Below are 15,899 nucleotides of genomic sequence, written 5' to 3'. Positions count from 1 at the left end.
TTATGGCAAAAGAAACAATTTTTGAAACAGTTCATGAAAATGTGGCGGGTATAGATATCGGCGCCGAACAGATTTTTGTATCGCCGGATGGAAAAGAAGTACGAGCTTTTGAAACCTTTACATCAAGTTATCATGCCTGTGCGATCTACCTGAAAGAAAAAGGGATCAAAAAAGTAGCGATGGAAGCAACAGGGATATATTGGATCGCCTTGTATTTCCTGCTTGAAGAGTTAGGCATGTTGGTATGCCTTGTCAACCCCAAAGAAACCAGGCAGATAAAAGGTCGCAAAACAGATGTTACCGACTGCCAGTGGATACAAAAGTTATTTTCAGCTGGTATTTTACGTCATAGTTTTATCCCCGAAGGCAAGTACATGGAACTTCGGCAATTAGTTCGTGAACGTCTTGATGTGATCGATATGGGGAGTACCTATGTTAATAAAATGCAGAAATGCCTGGAACTGATGAATATCAAACTTAAAGAGGTCATCAGCCAAATCCATGGGAAAAGCGGAATAAAAATGATCAAAGCGATCATAGACGGAATCCGTGACGGAGCATCTTTATTGAGCCTTTGTGATGAACGGATCCAAAAGTATAAAGGCGAACAAGTAATCAAAGCACTGGAGGGAAATTATAATGAAACCTACCTTTTTATGCTTCGGCAGAACATGGAATTATGGGAGATACACCAGGAACGGATAGCGGTTATTGATGCCAGGATCTCACTGTTATTGGACGAACTGAGTATGGATAAAGAAGAAGTAACTGTAGGTCCCAAAAAGCCGATTCGTCATCACAAACCTCAAATCAGCGGCCTCCACAATACGATGGCCCGGTTATATGGTGTAGACCTTAGCAGTATCTCCGGAATAAACGACTATACCGCATTACGCCTGATTGGAGAAACAGGAACGGATATGGGTCGCTTTCCAACCGTAAAAAGCTTTGTGAGCTGGGCTGGATTATCACCCAAAAGCCACCGGAGTGGTAAGATGAATAAAAAAGTACGAGGCACACCCTGTAACCCCACAGGGCAGATATTCAAGGAGTGCGCGCAAGGGTTGATGAACAGTAAGTATATTGCAATAGGCAGTTTCATGCGAAAGCTTCGCGGGAGAAAAGATTCGGCTATAGCTATAAAAGCAGGGGCAAGAAAGCTGGCTATGGCTTACTACAACGCATTAACCAAAGGAGCAGCTTACGTTGAACAGGGAATAAAACAATATGAGGAGCAAATTAAAAGAAGGGAGTTAACATCATTAAAAAGGTTGGCTAAAAAACATAATATACAACTCGTTGAAAATCAGAAAGCTGCATAATGTGTCATTGGCAGTGCTCTGGCATTCAGGCCCGATGAAATCGCGCCATTGGAACTTGATTCGACAGGGATCGAAAAAATAAAAGCCGATTTTAAAGCTGCCGCGAGACGCGCCTTAAAAGCCGGGTTTAAGGTGCTAGAACTGCATGGTGCACATGGCTACCTGATCCATGAATTTTTATCGCCCCTGAGCAATCATCGTACTGATAAATACGGAGGTTCGTTCGAGAACCGGATCCTTTTTTTGTTGGAGGTTATTGAAAGTGTCAGGGAAACCTGGCCGGATGATTTACCGCTATTTGTACGAATCTCGGCTACGGATTGGACGGATGGCGGCTGGACAGCGGACGATTCGGCAGAACTAGGGAAAGTTCTGATCAACAAAGGCGTTGACCTGATCGATTGCTCGACGGGCGGTAATGTTCCCTCTGCAAAAATACCGGTCGGCCCGGGATACCAGGTGGAATTTGCCGAAAAAGTAAAACTGGCCAGCGGAATTCTGACCGGTGCCGTTGGCATGATTACTAAAGCTCAACAGGCCGATGAGATCATAAAAAACGGTCGGGCGGACATTGTTATTATGGCGCGTGAAATGCTGCGTGACCCTTATTTCCCTTTACGTGCAGCTCATGAATTAGATGTTGAAGTAAAATGGCCTGTACAGTACGAACGGGCAAAATGGCGGAATTAGCGGGTTTAACTTTTTGAATGGCCCGACAAGTTAATTTGTATTGTTTGGGGGTTATCATGCGATCCGGTAATGATTTTGAAAGTTACTCCCTTCAGTGTGATTGTCCCGTCAGCTGTTAGCAGTGCCGCTTCACCCTTAAAAAGGTCGGCCAGACTTAAATATTTTGCTTCATAAGCCCTCAGCCAATTTAAATTTAGCGTGTTGCGTATCCGCTGGAGATGGATAAAATTTTCAGCGATCCATTCTGTTTCGGATTTCTGATAAAAATAGGCAGTATAGTCTTCTAGTTCAGGGATATCGCCGAAAACGCCTTCCATAATATCCTGCATGGCAATCACTCCCAAAAACTTCTTTTCATTATCCACAACAATTCCGAACTCGACTTTTTTCTTTTTAAATGCGTTAAATACATCCCTTACTGCTGCGTCCGGCTTTACTGAGCAATTATAGGTGATGCACTTTTGCCAATCCGCTGCTTCATTTAAGAAAAAAGCCTTCACATGAAGCACACCAATAATGTTACTGCTATCTCCATGATAAACCGGGAAATTAGAATAAGGGCGCTCTTGTATTTTTTTTAGTACTTGTTCCCTGGTCAATTCAATTGAAAGGCAAATGATGATCCGTGCTGGCTTCATGATATTTTTCGCTTTCAAATCGTTAAAGGCAAAGAGATTTTCATGCATCGATAGTTGTTGTTTCCCGAGTAAGCCTTGTTTGTAAGCGGTACCGAGCATGCCTTTTAAATCCTTTTCAGATATCTTTTTGTTATCAGCCTTTTTTATAGATAATACCGATAAAATAAACCGGGTACTCTTTGTCAACAGTTTAATAAAAGGATACAGTACTTTATGAAAAACAGTGAGGGAAGGCGCAACTGCCAACGATATTTTGAGTGGGGTCTGAATAGCGACTGACATGGGTACCAATACTCCAAAAACAAGCGACAGATAAGTAATCGCACCAATGCCAATAATCAGTGCAGTAATGTGGGCGACAGCAACGCCCATCCCCAGGGTTAAGAACCAGTGGTTCAATTGCCCGGCTACCATACCGCCACCATAAATTCCTTCCAGTAAGCCCAGTAGTGTTATACCTACCTCAATAGCGCTTAGAAACTCATCCGGGTCTTTTGTCAACTGCAGTACCTGGCGTGCCCTGCGATTATTTCTGCTTTCTTCTTCTGCCAGGTCTGCGTGATTGACGGAGACCAATGCCATTTCCGCCAATGAAAAATAACTGTTTAAAGCAATGAGCAGAATGATAATAAGAAAACCCATATAGTAAAGTTTCAGTAAACAAGAAGTAATGGGACCAATACGCTTAATATGGTCTTTTACAATAAATATACACCAATTATCCAGGTTGGCCAATTCGACAGGAATGTCTTTAAATTAAAAGGCATTCCGGCCGCTTAAGCGAGCTATGCCATCAGCGTTTAAAACAGATGCTAGTTTAAGAATTTCATTTGATGTTTGGATGGTCCGCGCTATTACTTTACTGATACATCGTATAATTTAAGCTATTTCTATTTCCGCCGTGATATGCAGACCTTGCATCAACACTTTATTGTCACTGCTGAAACGAAGGTCGATACAGATAATACAATCCTGCTGTTTTATCATCTGAAACCATCTTCATATTAAAGGATAATGAATTAATTCATACAAATAAAAACTGCTACCATGAAAATGAAACCATTTGCTAACATTCCATTCAGTCCGATGCCGGGGTATCCTGCATCGCTAACAAACAACACCAAAAGAAAGGGAGGTAAAATATGAAAACCGTGTTAATGACAGGCGCAGGTACAGGCTTCGGAAATGAAGCTGCCATGAGACTGGCGGAAAAGGGCTTTGATGTAATAGCTGCTGTAGAAATTTACGCACAGGTACAACCGTTAAAACGCCAGGCAGTTGAACGCGGCGTGAACATTAAAGTGGTCAAACTCGATGTAACTGATGAAGGCGACCGTTTGAAAGCGCTTAAGTGGAATGTCGAAATCCTGGTTAACAACGCGGGCCTGCTCGAAGGGGGATCCGTTATGGATATTCCCGGATCGAACCAGCGGAATCAGTTCGAAGTAAATGTGATCGGACCGCTTTTGTTAACGCAGGGCATTGCCAAACAAATGGCTAAACGCAAACAAGGAAGGATCGTGTGGGTATCTTCAAGGGAAGGTGTAAATGTAAATCCATTTACCGGAATCTACGCTGCGTCAAAGCATGCGACCGAGGCCATTGCGCAGACGATGAGTCTTGAACTCCAGGAATTCGGTGTGGAAGTTTATACGGTGAATCCGGGACCATTCCTTACAGGTTTCAATGACCGTGGATTTCAGACATGGGAAAGCTGGATCGATGATCCTACCGCCCGCCTCTTCGATTATTCCAAATTGGCATTTCCAAGAGCCCAGTTTGATCCGGAACCCGTATATGCTACTTTAACAGCCGTAGCCGCAGGTGAAGTAGATACCTTCAGAAATCTTGAGCCTCATTCCATGCTGGAGGAAACCAAGAGAAATATAGAAAATGTCTGGTTGAAAAAATCAAAAGAAGGTCTTGGAACACGTCCTGCCGCACTTCAGGCATCGTTCGACATGAAGCCAGAGACCCCCGTATCAAAATAATCAATCACAATTAATATTACAGGGATGCTGCTTTTTGGAAGCAGCATCCTGTAAAATTGTGAATGAGGATGAGGTTTCATCTTCAATAGGTTTGCTCCAAAAAAGCTGCTCAGGAATTGTTTGATATACAATTTACGAGCCTCGGCGCCATTTAGGTGAACCGGCCAGCGATCTCAATTAAAAGGCTATTTAAATCAACTACCATGAATTTATTTAAATTTCAATATATATTACTTTTAATATTATTCGCCGGCACGACCGCGGGCGCACAGACCACCGCGGGCGAAAAGCCAACAATTATTTTTGTACACGGAATTTGGGCGGACGGGTCTTGTTTTGCCAGTCAGATAGCTGCTTTGCAAGCCAAAGGTTTCCCTGTAATTTCGGTTCAAAACCCAATCACATCTTTAGCAGATGATGTGGCGGCCACCCAAAGAGCTATAAATATGTCCAAAGGCAAAGTGATTCTGGTCGGCCATTCCTGGGGCGGCTTCGTTATTACACAAGCCGGTAACGATCCGAAGGTCGAAGGTCTGGTTTTCCTGGCCGCCTTTGCGCCTGACTCGGGTGAAACTGTACCCGCGTTATCGTCAAATGCTGCTCCGACCCAGCTATCCAAATATCTTTCTCCTTCAGGCGGCTTTGTTTATTTATCCGAAGAAGGGGCCAAAACTGTGTTTGCCGGTGACTTAAGCCCGGACAAGCAGAAACTGGTATTTGCAACACAGACCCCGGCTTCGCACACGGTTTTCGCAGATAAAAGCGGGGCACCTGCCTGGAAGCATAAGCCCACATGGTTCGCAATAGCGAAAAACGATAAAGCGATAAATCCCGATCTTGAACGGTTCATGGCAAAAAGGATGAAAGCAAAAACGGTTGAACTGGTATCAAGCCATGTTGAAATGCTTTCCCGTCCAACAGAAGTTTTAAAATTAATCGAAGAGGCCGCAAACTTTAAATATTAGAATTATGGAAGTTTCGCGTCAAAATGGCGGGAATCCCGATATCGTGCTCATTGGAGCGGGTATTATGAGCGCTACTCTGGCAGTAATCCTGCATGAACTTGACCCCAATCTTAAGATCAGGATATATGAAGTGCTTGACAAGCCTGCTGAAGAAAGTTCTAACGCATGGAATAACGCAGGGACAGGTCACGCCGCCCTTTGCGAATTAAATTATACACCGCAAAAGGAAGATGGCAGCATAGATATTTCCAAAGCATTGCAAGTAAACACAGAGTTCGATCTCTCGCGGCAATTATGGTCATATCTGGTTAAAAAGGGTGCAATCAAGGATCCGCAGGCTTATATACATTCCGTGCCGCATGTCAGTTTTGTACGTGGTGCTGAAAATGTTGCCTTTTTGAAAAAGCGATTTGAGGCACTTTCCGCCAATCCGCTATATCATGGAATGGAATTCAGCGACGACAAAAAAGTTATAGCCGAATGGATTCCATTGGTTATGGAGGAGCGCGATCAGAATGAAGCAGTCGCAGCAACGCGAATGCAAACCGGTACGGATGTAGATTACGGCGCATTGACGAAAATCCTGCTTGACTCCCTGAAAGCAGCGGATAATGTTTTTGTCCACTATAATCACCGCGTTCAGGACCTGCAACGTGAAGGCAAAGATTGGAAAGCGAAGATAAGAAATGAAAAAACCGGAGACCATCATTATATTTTGACCCCGTTTGTCTTTATTGGTGCTGGAGGTGGTTCATTACCATTATTGCAAAAATCAGGTATAGAAGAAGCAAATGGTTATGCCGGCTTTCCGGTTAGCGGCGTATGGTTACGATGCGACAAAGAAGAAATTGCCCGAAGACACGAGGCAAAGGTTTACGGGAAAGCATCTGTGGGTTCTCCACCGATGTCTGTTCCTCATTTGGATCAACGACATATCGAGGGAAAAGTATCACTGCTTTTCGGTCCTTATGCCGGCTTCTCCACTAAATTCCTAAAACATGGATCTTACCTCGATCTTTTCGGTTCCATTGATCCGGGTAACATTCTTCCACTGCTTGCGGTTGGACGGGATAACATAGCGCTTACAGAATACCTCATTGGTCAGGTTATGGAATCATCCGAAGCGCGTTTTGCGGCGTTAAGAGAATTTTTTCCGGATGCGGTTGAAAGTGACTGGCGAATGGAAGTTGCCGGGCAGCGTGTCCAGATCATCAAAAAAGATCCCGTTCATGGGGGTATACTTGAATTTGGCACTGAACTGGTAGGCGCATCCGACAAAAGCATTATCGCGATGCTCGGCGCATCACCGGGCGCTTCAACAGCAGTATCAATAATGGTAGATGTATTGGAGCGTTGCTTCGATGAAAAACTAAAAGACGGCGCGTGGACTCAAAAATTAAAAGAAATGATCCCATCCTATGGGCAATCGCTCGTTACTAATCCTTCACTTGCGTTGGAATTAAGAGCTGAAACGGCGAAAGTGTTAAACCTTAAAAATATTTAATCATGATCAGAGCATATTTTCTATATACAGGCGAAGACGGAAATTCACATTTCAAAAAAGGAAGCATCAGTTATGGCGCATTGGTACAAGCTGACCATACGTTGTTTAAAGAAACTGCGGCAAATGGTTCATTTGACTGGCATAACGATCCGATACCTCAATATGTCATTACCTTATCGGGTATCCTTGAATTTACAACAAAAACCGGGGAAACATTTACGATTCATCCGGGCGACGTGCTCCTGGCAACCGACCACACCGGCACCGGGCACAAATGGCGCTTATTGAATGATGATCCATGGAAAAGGGTTTATGTCATATTCAAAACCGGCGAGGATACCCATTTTGTGCCCGACCAAGAGTAATCTTTTCCCAATTAAAAACTGCTGATTATGGAGCAAAATATAAGTATTCAATAGGGATCGTATTGCCTGGCTTTTTTTTGGATGTTTTTAGATGTCACTGGTTTTATTAGATTTGTTCATATGTTCGAAATCTTTGCCAAATATCTGCGTACTCATATTGAAATTTCTGATGAAGAACTTGAAGTGATCCGCTCAGGAGGTGTCGAGCGGCACCTGCGTAAATGGCAGCCGCTATTGCAGGATGGCGAAACCTGGCTAATTAATTGTTTTATCACTGGCGGATGTTTGCGGGTTTACAGGATTGGTGAAGATGGCAGGGAGCATACATTCAGGTTTGGGGTTGAAAGCTGGTGGGTGACGGATGTGGAGAGCTATAATCGTGAAAAACCGTCTCTGTTTAATATTGAAGCATTATCGGCAAGTACAGTACTAATATGGACAAAAAAGAAATGGACGGAATTAATGGAACAAATCCCGGCTTTAAAGCAATTCCAGGAAATTCTGATGGCCAACAGTTATGAAGCCAGTCAACGCCGGATATATTCTTTGATCAGTCTATCTGCGGAAGAGAAATACAACGAATTCCAAAAAACTTATCCAAAGGTCTTTAACAGCGTGCCGCTGCACATGGTCGCATCCTATCTTGGCGTATCACGGGAAACCGTCAGCAGGTTAAGAAAGGACTTTACGAAACGGTAATAAAAAGCAACTTCCGGGCCCTTTTAGGAAATTTAAACTGATGTATCTTTCGGTAAAACGCTTTGCTGTTTCGAAACAATCAATATTCAACAGGCCTTCCTTCATCACTCGTTATAAATTCAGATACAAAACATTCATTCTCCTCAACTCTTCCTTAAACAGAGGGACATTCAAAATTGCCTTGCTGTGAAATTTGAAACCTGACTTTTCGTAAAACCGGATTGCGGGCGCATTTTGATCGGTTACTTTGAGAAATAGATTTTTTTTCATTTAGCCCGTGCGATTTGCTTGATCCCCCGCATGACATCATTCCCTATTCCGCTTCCAAATAGATCTTTTTTAATCCCATTGCCGTCATGTGGGTTTTGGTTTGGCAAATTCGCCTCCAGTTTCAATTGTATAAATCCAATATTTTCGCCATTAAGGCTGATAAAATAATAATCCCAGTAATCAGTTTTTTAGATCATTCAAAAGTTTCTATTCACCAAATTCTTTAGCGAGGTAAAGATCAAGGCCATTCTCGGGCCAAGGATGCTTTATATTTTCTGCATTAGCCCTGCTAGATATCAGATGTAGTTCTCTGACCTTGTCGGTCGTCACTTTGACTAATTATAAACTCATAGAAATAGCTCTAATTGACAAGATTATTGAATGATAAAGATCGATTATAAACTGAACGCTTTTTTTAGTTGACCTATTGCGTAATCTTCGGCTTCCTTTGCCTGCGGGATGACCGCCCCAAATCCAAAAAATTGATGCGTTACACCCTTATAGTTTCGCGTGGCGGTATTTACACCTGCCTTCTTTAGCTTCTCGACAAGCGTAAGGTCTTCACTCTGTAATGGATCTATTTCATCAGTAATAACCGTTGTTGGCGGCAATCCTTTTAAATTTGCGTCGACTAAGTCCATTCGCGGGTCCTTGCTTTCAGCCGGGTAATTAAGGTATTGCCTGGTGAACCAGATCATTAATGGCTTATTTAGTGGTTTCACATGCGCATTTTTGATATAAGAGGCGGTATTTGTATCAGCACCGGCTATGGGATAAATAGTTACAATTGCTTTAGGTAACATTACTCCGGCATCGCGGGCTTTCATTGCTGTCGCCACAACGAGATTGCCTCCGGCACTTTCACCAACCAAAGCTATTTTTTTAGGATCACCTTTGATGGATGACGCGTTTTTTATCTCCCACAAATAAGCAGCATAGGCATCGTTATGTGCTGTGGGGAATTTATGTTCAGGCGCTAAACGAAAACCCACTGAAATTACCACAGCGCCAACCTGATCAGCAAGGATCTTGGCGGAAGATGCGTACACCTCAATATTGGCCACAACAAACCCACCTGCATGAAAATAAAGGATAACAGGTAATGGACCTTTTCCTTTTCTGGAGGTGTAAATGCTGATATGTATAGTGCCGCCACTAACAGGGATGTCTCTGCCTGTCGTATCGATGTCGTATACCGGTTGCGGGATATGATATTCTTTTAAAATGTCGTTAACAGCATCTTTGATAGTATGGTTCTTTCTTGCCTCTGCGGGGCTTATGGTTAGCGTTGGTTTATCACCGTAACTATCTATTTTTTCGAGCACTGCCAGCATTTGCGGTGCAATATCCGATGGTGCCCACGCAGGTGCAGGGCCTTTAGGCTTGATGTCTGCGATTGTACCAATTGCGGGATCTTTAAGAGCAATAGTGTCTGTCGCAACAAGTGAGCTATCCGTATGCGAATAGCTTGCTTTGCGTTTGCACGCTGTTACCAGGAGCATGCTGCAAGCGATCATGCTGAAAATATGCTTAGTTTTCATAATACTTGGTAGTTAAAATGTGTAGCGGCGAATCCCGAATTGTCGCATCCTCAAAAGAGCAACAGGCTGCAATTTTTTTCAAGATAAACCTATAAAAAACATCTGTGGAATAAGCGTAGCCGGCTATAAGATGGCTTATATTTCGTATTATAATTGTGATAGCAAAAACATCTAAATCAGCCGTTGCCGGCGCAATTAATTTTTATCTTTATCCTGTAGCTAACGCCCGATCCTTCACGCCGGTTAGGAAAAAATGCGACACAAATTACTGGATTGCCGATGTGCAGCAAGTAACTGGCATGTTTGGGTAACCAAATTTTTGGACCGTTAGCTGGTGATGAACCTTGAAATCAACAACAATTTAAACTAAATAGTTAATAAAGCATGAAGCCAAACATCGGAATAACACCTGAAAATCTTTCTAAAGTTGCACATAGTTTGAATGTGATACTCGCAGATGAATTTTTACTATACACCAAGACTAAAAATGCCCATTGGAACGTAGAGGGAATTGATTTTCACAGTAAACACTTGTTTTTTGAATCGCAATTTGGCCAGCTGGACGATATCGTAGATAGCGTAGCCGAACGCATCCGCTCTTTGGGCCATTATGCGCCCGCCACATTAAAAGGTTTTTTAGAGTTGACCCATTTCTCCGAGCGTTTACATGAACCGAACGATTCAAAAGGCTTCATAGAGGAGCTTCTTTCCGGTCACGAAAGTTTGATCATTCATCTAAGAGAAAATATCGACATTTTCGCAAATGAATTAAAGGATTTGGGCACAAGCGATTTTATCACCGGGTTGCTCGAAACGCATGAAAAAATGGCCTGGATGCTGAGGTCACATTTGAAATAATCGTCTATACTTAATTGAAGACGGCTATCCCATTTTTAAAGCTGAATGGGACAGCCGTCTTTTTAAGAATTTAAATCAGTTTTAAAGCTGTTGTTCCATGGAGGAAAAACGAGATAACATCCGATTTTTGACTCTGGTGCTCACACTTACTGCGGGGTATTGCGACAGCCTCACTTTTGTTGCTGCCGACAAGATTTTTTCAGCTCACGTCACAGGCAACTTCATTGTATTCGCGTACCAGGTCATCATGGGTACAAATGACAGTGCCTGGGCCAGCCTGATCACATTCCCAATGTTTTTCTTTTCGGTCATGGCAGGTGGTTGGTTAATTGCCAAATTTTCAAATGTTCATTTTCTTTTTTTTTGTGAAGGTGTTACGCTTCTCATTGGTGCAGCAATAGCATATTTTCTGCACAATGCAGTCAATGGGGAAATGGTAGCCTCAAAGTACCTGATAACAATGATCGTAGTGTTTGCCATGGGTTTACAAAACGCGGCGGGGAGACGTTTTTCAAAAGTAACCTACGGCCCCACAACGATGATGACCGGTAATGTCACAAAATTTGCCCTGGATATAGGGTCGATGCTAAGTTCCGGATCTAGGAATAAGGAACTGTTTTCCGTTATAGGGAACGAATTGATAACGCTTGGAGGCTTTTTGGCTGGTTGTATAATCGGCGCTTTTAGCGGACATCATTTTGGCCTGTTGGGAATTGCATTGCCCGGAATCACCATGGTCATTATTTTTTTCTGTACAAAAAACCTTAGCCGCATTCACCCTTTCAAACACCTCCCTGGGGTCAAAAGCGATGATAACGTATAAGGTAAAACTATCATATTTCTAATAGTACCTATATGTACCTGGTATCCCGGGTCTACAGGAATTTTAACAACAGCCACATTGCCCCCGGTTGAACAATCGATCAGGTCGACACCTTTGTTGATAAGAATCTTGGCCAATGCATGCTCATTTCGCCTGACCGGCAATAAATAAAGAGATTCCGATATTTTGGAGTCTCTTTTTCTTTATATGTTTAAAGCTTAATTATTAAATCTGAGTTCCTTAGCGATTTCCTTTTATCCGGTAGTAAACGAAATTGCCTTAAATAGCAGAAACTGTGACAAATGTCACTTTCAGATTGTGTCATATGCCTTCGCTGCGGCAGAGGCTTTATCCTCACATTTGTTTCAAGCAATCGCTGATACGGTTGCCATAAATTAACAGAACAAATAAATTTAAAAACAAACAGGAGGATAACATTATGCCATTCGCACGTATTGATTTACTAAAAGGAAAAACAGCCGAATATCGCGCCACAGTAGCCGATATCGTTTACAAAGGAATTGTTGACGTTTTAAAAGCGCCGGACGGCGACAAATTTATCGTCATCAACGAGCAGACACCAGACAATTTAATTTATGATAAACACTTTCTTGGTTGGGATCGCTCGCCTGATTTCATGCTGATACAGGTTACCAGCACTGTGGGTAATAATATAGATTCGAAGCTTGCCTTTTTCAGGTACATCTCCGACGAATTAAGAAGGCAATTGGATGTGCGCGCAGATGACGTAATGATCAACATGGTGTTCGTTGATCGTTCAGATTGGTCATTTGGTAATGGCGAACCTTGGGTTTAATCGCTTTAACAAATAATACCCCATTGAAGAACCTGTAAAGCTTCATGCTTAACTTGTAAAAATGATTTGTGAAAGGCAATCCTCGAAAGCGATGGTTGCCTTTTTTTATAATCTTAGTAAATAAGTAAATATCAAATTTAGGGCATCGCCCGTTGGGCCTGGCTTTACGCTGTATCTTTTACTAAGGGTGCCGCTTCAATCCCAGATGCAGGAAATGAGCACTTTTTTGAATTTTGGCCTCGGGTGTGCTTAAACTCAGTAATTACATGTATATATATTAGGTAATATTCTCAAAAATTCAGATCGATCCTGGGGGAGGGGTGAAGACTTCTTTTCACCCCCTTTCACTGTTTTTACCTTATCCGTCATCTTAATTTAGTTCTTGAAATTGATATTATGATTTGGAAAATGTCGCAGGAATTAGTTACTAAAGATGATCTCGAAAAGTTTCGACAAGTCCTTATGGAGGATATTAAATCATTACTACGCCCTTCTGAAAATAATCGCGAAGAGTGGTTAAGATGCTCAGATGTGAGACAATTACTGAAGGTCTCCACGGGCACAATTCAAAATTTACGGATCAGTGGCAAATTAAAGTCGAATAGGGTAGGAGGAATTCGCTTTTGATCATTTGTGAAATATTGTATAATCAAATATAAACTATTTGTCGAGATTTAATAGAATGTAAAAAACACTTTACGCCCCGCAAGGGGCCGCTCGGAATTTTGGGCGGCACGTTGGCAGGATATATTATTTACAATTCGACTATCACACCATTTTGACAATCGCTTGCTTCTTTTTCCGCTTCGGAAAGTTCGTCAAAAACAAGATTGTTCCCATCGGTATCTGTAACGATGATGGCATATTCTGCGCCACCGTGCGTTTCTATGATTATAAAGCTCATGGCTGTAAAGTTTTTATAAGGGGGGATCTGCTCCCCCCTAAGTGATTAATTGAAATTTAATACCCGATTACCATTTTTGGCAAAATCGGCACATAGGTTAAAGGTCGTTTGGTTCTTTTGCAATCCTGTACCGTACATGATAGATTTAAACTTACTTTCCTCGTCCCTGAAATTGCGGACGTTTTGAAAGTAGCCGGTTACCGCATTATATGCACCGAACAATGTGCCTTTAGTTGTGTCCACCTGTTGCGTGGGGTTGGTCATGGCGTAATCAAACACACTACTCACCATGTTGTTAAAATGACTTGATAGTTCATCCGTTTTACCCGCTTTTAACTTTTCAAAAGTTTCACGGTTGGGTATCATTGCTAACTGTATCAGTTTTTTTAATTCGGGGTCGGTTATCCGAACCCTTGACCAACGGTTAAATACGGCTTCGAGTTCGACCGATAACTGGTTAGTGATACTGAGCATTTTATGTGCTTCTTTAAGCTTATCGGTTGCGCTTACGGTGTGCCTTATCTTGATGCAATTAACATGGTTGTTCAAAGCGGCGTTGAGCGTGTTTTGACATACTACCCGCACGGGTGTAAATGCAATCGTGATACTCCCTGTACCATCGTGCGAAGTGGTGAGAAACAAATATTTCTCAATGCAATCTTTCCTGCCAACCTTAATATAATCGGGCAGTTTAGCAGTAATAAAAATACGCTCACCGTTGCCTAATGCTCCTGCGGTTTCATATAAAATACCGTCTTTGCCGCCTACGATACTATCAAAAAAGGTAAAGGCATCCACATTTTGCACAATCTCGTAATCCTTACCAACTACGCCTAATGGCTTTTCGGTGTCGGTTCTTACGGTAGCAAAATAATTGGGGATGGTAATCTGCCATTCCATAATCACATCTGCATCACTGTCCCAATTAGTATCATCGCCGTAGGTAAATAAAGGGCGTTTTTCTACCTCGTAATCTAAATTTGCATATTGCAGGGCTTCGGCGCTGGTCGGGTAATCGCTGATGATTTGCCCTAAACCGTGCCATGCCTTTTCTTTCACGCTGAAAAAGCTGTGGCTTTCTTTCTGTTCGTTATAATTAATGTTGTGTGCCATTGCCTTTAAGATTTAAAATTATACTGCATTATTGTTAATTCCTCGATTTTTACATTTTCCGTGTCGGTAATTAAACAAACCGCATGTTGCTGTAGTTCGTTGATGGCGTCATGTACCTGGACATGCGTATGGTTAATTACCACTTTCACCAATAAATAAATGGTGTCCGTCATGGCTTCACGAATTATAGGAGTTGATAAATTCAGCCAGTTCAAATTGAAAAGCTGCGGGGTTATCTATTGCTAACTGTTGTGCATAACCTTTCCAAAATATTTGGTCGGTTAATTCGATGAAAATTTCTAACATTGTCTTAGCTTATTAAGATTTAACCATCTTAGCAAAACGCCCTATGTACCACGAATACATAGGGCGTTGCCATTGTTAACTTATGCGGGTATGATGATACTTGCTTCAACTTCTGCCAGTTTATCGATACAAAGCTGTTTAACTTCATGTGCGACATAGGCAATAATAAAAGGGTTTTTAGTTACGAACTCGTTGCCGTCATCATCGGAAATAACCAATTCGCAACGTGCAAAACGGCTGTCGCTTGCCATGTCGTCTTTATCGTCAGTTTGCGCAACTGTAAAGCTGTCAAGGTTGCTGATGGTGTTTTCCAGTTTGTTTTTTTGCGCTATCTTCTTGCCCAATACTTCCACTATTTTTACCGTCTCGGCTAATTTGCGCCCCTGCTGTGCGATAAACTGCTCTTTCAGTTCCTTTTTGGTCGGCTCGCCTTGTGGCTTTGCTTCTTCGCCTTGTTTTACATCCCCGGCTTTTGGGGCTTCTGCAACGTTAGCGGGTTCGTTATCCGCTGCAGGGGCGTTATCGGTCTTGGCTTCGGGAGTTTTGGCTTCCTTAGCCTGCGGAGTTTTGGCGGTGTCTTTATTATTGGCTTCATCTTTTGCCTCTTTTCCTGTTAGGTTTGGACGGATGTTATTGTTTACTGATTGGTTGCTCTTAGCTTTATCGCTTCCTATTACTGTAGTTTTCATGATTTCTAAATTTTAAATTGTTCAATACTTTTTCTTTTAGCTGTGACGGTCTGCGGTTTTTGCTGTTCCTGCTGTGGTGGTGCCCTGTCGTTTCGTGTTTCCATAATCTGTCCGAATTGCTTTTTTTAATCAGCCCCCGTCGGCTTTTTGTAAGCACCCTCACCTGAACACGACGGGCTGAAGGACAAAACTTTGCGGAAAAAAATACTACCCCCGAGCGAAGCGAGGGGTGTGGAGATTTTTTTCCAGCAAACCCGCAGGGCACGGTCTTGGCATTTCAGTCCCGCCATTCAGAAATTTGCTTGCGAAAAAGCCAGTGGAGAAAATGGAATGAGATAAAAGAAGTTAGAAAAACTTAATCAAGGAAAATCCGGCAATATGGGGCGAGGAACGAGGCCCATGTT

16 protein-coding genes are annotated in these 15,899 nt (G+C 42.5%); 10 read left to right on the top strand and 6 right to left on the bottom strand.

What is annotated here, in order from left to right; all coding sequences use genetic code 11:
* Positions 1-2: 2 nt before the first annotated feature.
* Positions 3-1,322, top strand: a complete 1,320-nt coding sequence (locus AC1DO4_RS20135) for an IS110 family RNA-guided transposase (RefSeq protein WP_477419082.1) — start codon at positions 3-5, stop codon at positions 1,320-1,322.
* A gap of 48 nt (positions 1,323-1,370) precedes the next feature.
* Positions 1,371-2,012, top strand: a complete 642-nt coding sequence (locus tag AC1DO4_RS20130) for an oxidoreductase (RefSeq protein WP_477419080.1) — start codon at positions 1,371-1,373, stop codon at positions 2,010-2,012.
* A 5-nt stretch (positions 2,013-2,017) separates the two neighbouring features.
* Here AC1DO4_RS20130 and AC1DO4_RS20125 read toward each other — a convergent pair whose 3' ends face one another.
* The gene (locus AC1DO4_RS20125; protein WP_477419078.1) at positions 2,018-3,292 is read right to left on the bottom strand and encodes a hemolysin family protein; all 1,275 of its coding nucleotides are present in this window, start codon (positions 3,290-3,292) and stop codon (positions 2,018-2,020) included.
* 500 nt (positions 3,293-3,792) lie between these two features.
* Here AC1DO4_RS20125 and AC1DO4_RS20120 point away from each other — a divergent pair, with 500 nt between their 5' ends.
* From AC1DO4_RS20120 to AC1DO4_RS20100, 5 genes are all read left to right on the top strand, one after another.
* Positions 3,793-4,641, top strand: coding sequence for an SDR family oxidoreductase (locus tag AC1DO4_RS20120; protein WP_477419075.1), 849 nt, complete (start codon positions 3,793-3,795; stop codon positions 4,639-4,641).
* Between the two features lie 203 nt (positions 4,642-4,844).
* Positions 4,845-5,606, top strand: a complete 762-nt coding sequence (locus tag AC1DO4_RS20115; RefSeq protein WP_477419073.1) for an alpha/beta hydrolase — start codon at positions 4,845-4,847, stop codon at positions 5,604-5,606.
* Positions 5,607-5,610: 4 nt separating this feature from the next.
* The gene (gene mqo, locus AC1DO4_RS20110; RefSeq protein WP_477419071.1) at positions 5,611-7,110 is read left to right on the top strand and encodes a malate dehydrogenase (quinone); all 1,500 of its coding nucleotides are present in this window, start codon (positions 5,611-5,613) and stop codon (positions 7,108-7,110) included.
* A gap of 2 nt (positions 7,111-7,112) precedes the next feature.
* Positions 7,113-7,475 (top strand): hypothetical protein, encoded by a 363-nt coding sequence (locus tag AC1DO4_RS20105; protein WP_477419069.1) that lies wholly within the window; start codon positions 7,113-7,115, stop codon positions 7,473-7,475.
* A 120-nt stretch (positions 7,476-7,595) separates the two neighbouring features.
* Positions 7,596-8,174 carry a Crp/Fnr family transcriptional regulator gene (locus tag AC1DO4_RS20100; RefSeq protein WP_477419067.1) on the top strand — a complete coding sequence of 193 codons (579 nt, stop codon included), beginning with the start codon at positions 7,596-7,598 and terminating at the stop codon, positions 8,172-8,174.
* Positions 8,175-8,839: 665 nt separating this feature from the next.
* Here AC1DO4_RS20100 and AC1DO4_RS20095 read toward each other — a convergent pair.
* A complete protein-coding gene (locus tag AC1DO4_RS20095; protein WP_477419065.1) occupies positions 8,840-9,985 on the bottom strand; it encodes an alpha/beta hydrolase in 1,146 nt (381 codons plus the stop codon).
* 384 nt (positions 9,986-10,369) lie between these two features.
* On the opposite strand from AC1DO4_RS20095, the gene AC1DO4_RS20090 reads away from it, so the two are divergent.
* The 3 genes from AC1DO4_RS20090 to AC1DO4_RS20080 all read left to right on the top strand — a co-directional run bounded on the left by AC1DO4_RS20090 (position 10,370) and on the right by AC1DO4_RS20080 (position 12,483).
* Positions 10,370-10,843, top strand: a complete 474-nt coding sequence (locus AC1DO4_RS20090) for a Dps family protein (protein ID WP_477419063.1) — start codon at positions 10,370-10,372, stop codon at positions 10,841-10,843.
* Between the two features lie 97 nt (positions 10,844-10,940).
* Positions 10,941-11,666: a YoaK family protein gene (locus tag AC1DO4_RS20085; protein WP_477419061.1), complete on the top strand. Its 726-nt coding sequence runs from the start codon at positions 10,941-10,943 to the stop codon at positions 11,664-11,666.
* 439 nt (positions 11,667-12,105) lie between these two features.
* Complete coding sequence (locus AC1DO4_RS20080) at positions 12,106-12,483, top strand: tautomerase family protein (protein WP_477419059.1); 378 nt, start codon at positions 12,106-12,108, stop codon at positions 12,481-12,483.
* 754 nt (positions 12,484-13,237) lie between these two features.
* Here the strand turns inward: AC1DO4_RS20080 and AC1DO4_RS20075 are convergent.
* From AC1DO4_RS20075 to AC1DO4_RS20060, 4 genes are all read right to left on the bottom strand, one after another.
* Positions 13,238-13,387 carry a hypothetical protein gene (locus AC1DO4_RS20075; RefSeq protein ID WP_477419057.1) on the bottom strand — a complete coding sequence of 50 codons (150 nt, stop codon included), beginning with the start codon at positions 13,385-13,387 and terminating at the stop codon, positions 13,238-13,240.
* Positions 13,388-13,432: 45 nt separating this feature from the next.
* Positions 13,433-14,500 carry a DUF932 domain-containing protein gene (locus AC1DO4_RS20070; protein WP_477419055.1) on the bottom strand — a complete coding sequence of 356 codons (1,068 nt, stop codon included), beginning with the start codon at positions 14,498-14,500 and terminating at the stop codon, positions 13,433-13,435.
* 177 nt (positions 14,501-14,677) lie between these two features.
* A complete protein-coding gene (locus tag AC1DO4_RS20065; protein WP_477419053.1) occupies positions 14,678-14,806 on the bottom strand; it encodes a hypothetical protein in 129 nt (42 codons plus the stop codon).
* Positions 14,807-14,886: 80 nt separating this feature from the next.
* Positions 14,887-15,495, bottom strand: a complete 609-nt coding sequence (locus AC1DO4_RS20060) for a hypothetical protein (RefSeq protein WP_477419051.1) — start codon at positions 15,493-15,495, stop codon at positions 14,887-14,889.
* Positions 15,496-15,899: the final 404 nt, after the last annotated feature.

The sequence above is a fragment of the Mucilaginibacter sp. P5_A6 genome (genome assembly GCF_056400585.1).
Note: the sequence above shows the minus strand (reverse complement) of the source record. Positions and strands in the feature narration are given on the sequence as shown.

Coding starts and splice junctions, on each gene's coding strand:
- mqo (WP_477419071.1), top strand. CDS start 5,611: ATGGAAGTTTCGCGTCAAAATGGCGGGAATCCCGATATCGTGCTCATT.
- AC1DO4_RS20075 (WP_477419057.1), bottom strand. CDS start 13,387: ATGAGCTTTATAATCATAGAAACGCACGGTGGCGCAGAATATGCCATC.
- AC1DO4_RS20135 (WP_477419082.1), top strand. CDS start 3: ATGGCAAAAGAAACAATTTTTGAAACAGTTCATGAAAATGTGGCGGGT.
- AC1DO4_RS20120 (WP_477419075.1), top strand. CDS start 3,793: ATGAAAACCGTGTTAATGACAGGCGCAGGTACAGGCTTCGGAAATGAA.
- AC1DO4_RS20080 (WP_477419059.1), top strand. CDS start 12,106: ATGCCATTCGCACGTATTGATTTACTAAAAGGAAAAACAGCCGAATAT.
- AC1DO4_RS20065 (WP_477419053.1), bottom strand. CDS start 14,806: ATGTTAGAAATTTTCATCGAATTAACCGACCAAATATTTTGGAAAGGT.
- AC1DO4_RS20095 (WP_477419065.1), bottom strand. CDS start 9,985: ATGAAAACTAAGCATATTTTCAGCATGATCGCTTGCAGCATGCTCCTG.
- AC1DO4_RS20060 (WP_477419051.1), bottom strand. CDS start 15,495: ATGAAAACTACAGTAATAGGAAGCGATAAAGCTAAGAGCAACCAATCA.
- AC1DO4_RS20115 (WP_477419073.1), top strand. CDS start 4,845: ATGAATTTATTTAAATTTCAATATATATTACTTTTAATATTATTCGCC.
- AC1DO4_RS20100 (WP_477419067.1), top strand. CDS start 7,596: ATGTTCGAAATCTTTGCCAAATATCTGCGTACTCATATTGAAATTTCT.
- AC1DO4_RS20125 (WP_477419078.1), bottom strand. CDS start 3,292: ATGGGTTTTCTTATTATCATTCTGCTCATTGCTTTAAACAGTTATTTT.
- AC1DO4_RS20090 (WP_477419063.1), top strand. CDS start 10,370: ATGAAGCCAAACATCGGAATAACACCTGAAAATCTTTCTAAAGTTGCA.
- AC1DO4_RS20105 (WP_477419069.1), top strand. CDS start 7,113: ATGATCAGAGCATATTTTCTATATACAGGCGAAGACGGAAATTCACAT.
- AC1DO4_RS20070 (WP_477419055.1), bottom strand. CDS start 14,500: ATGGCACACAACATTAATTATAACGAACAGAAAGAAAGCCACAGCTTT.
- AC1DO4_RS20085 (WP_477419061.1), top strand. CDS start 10,941: ATGGAGGAAAAACGAGATAACATCCGATTTTTGACTCTGGTGCTCACA.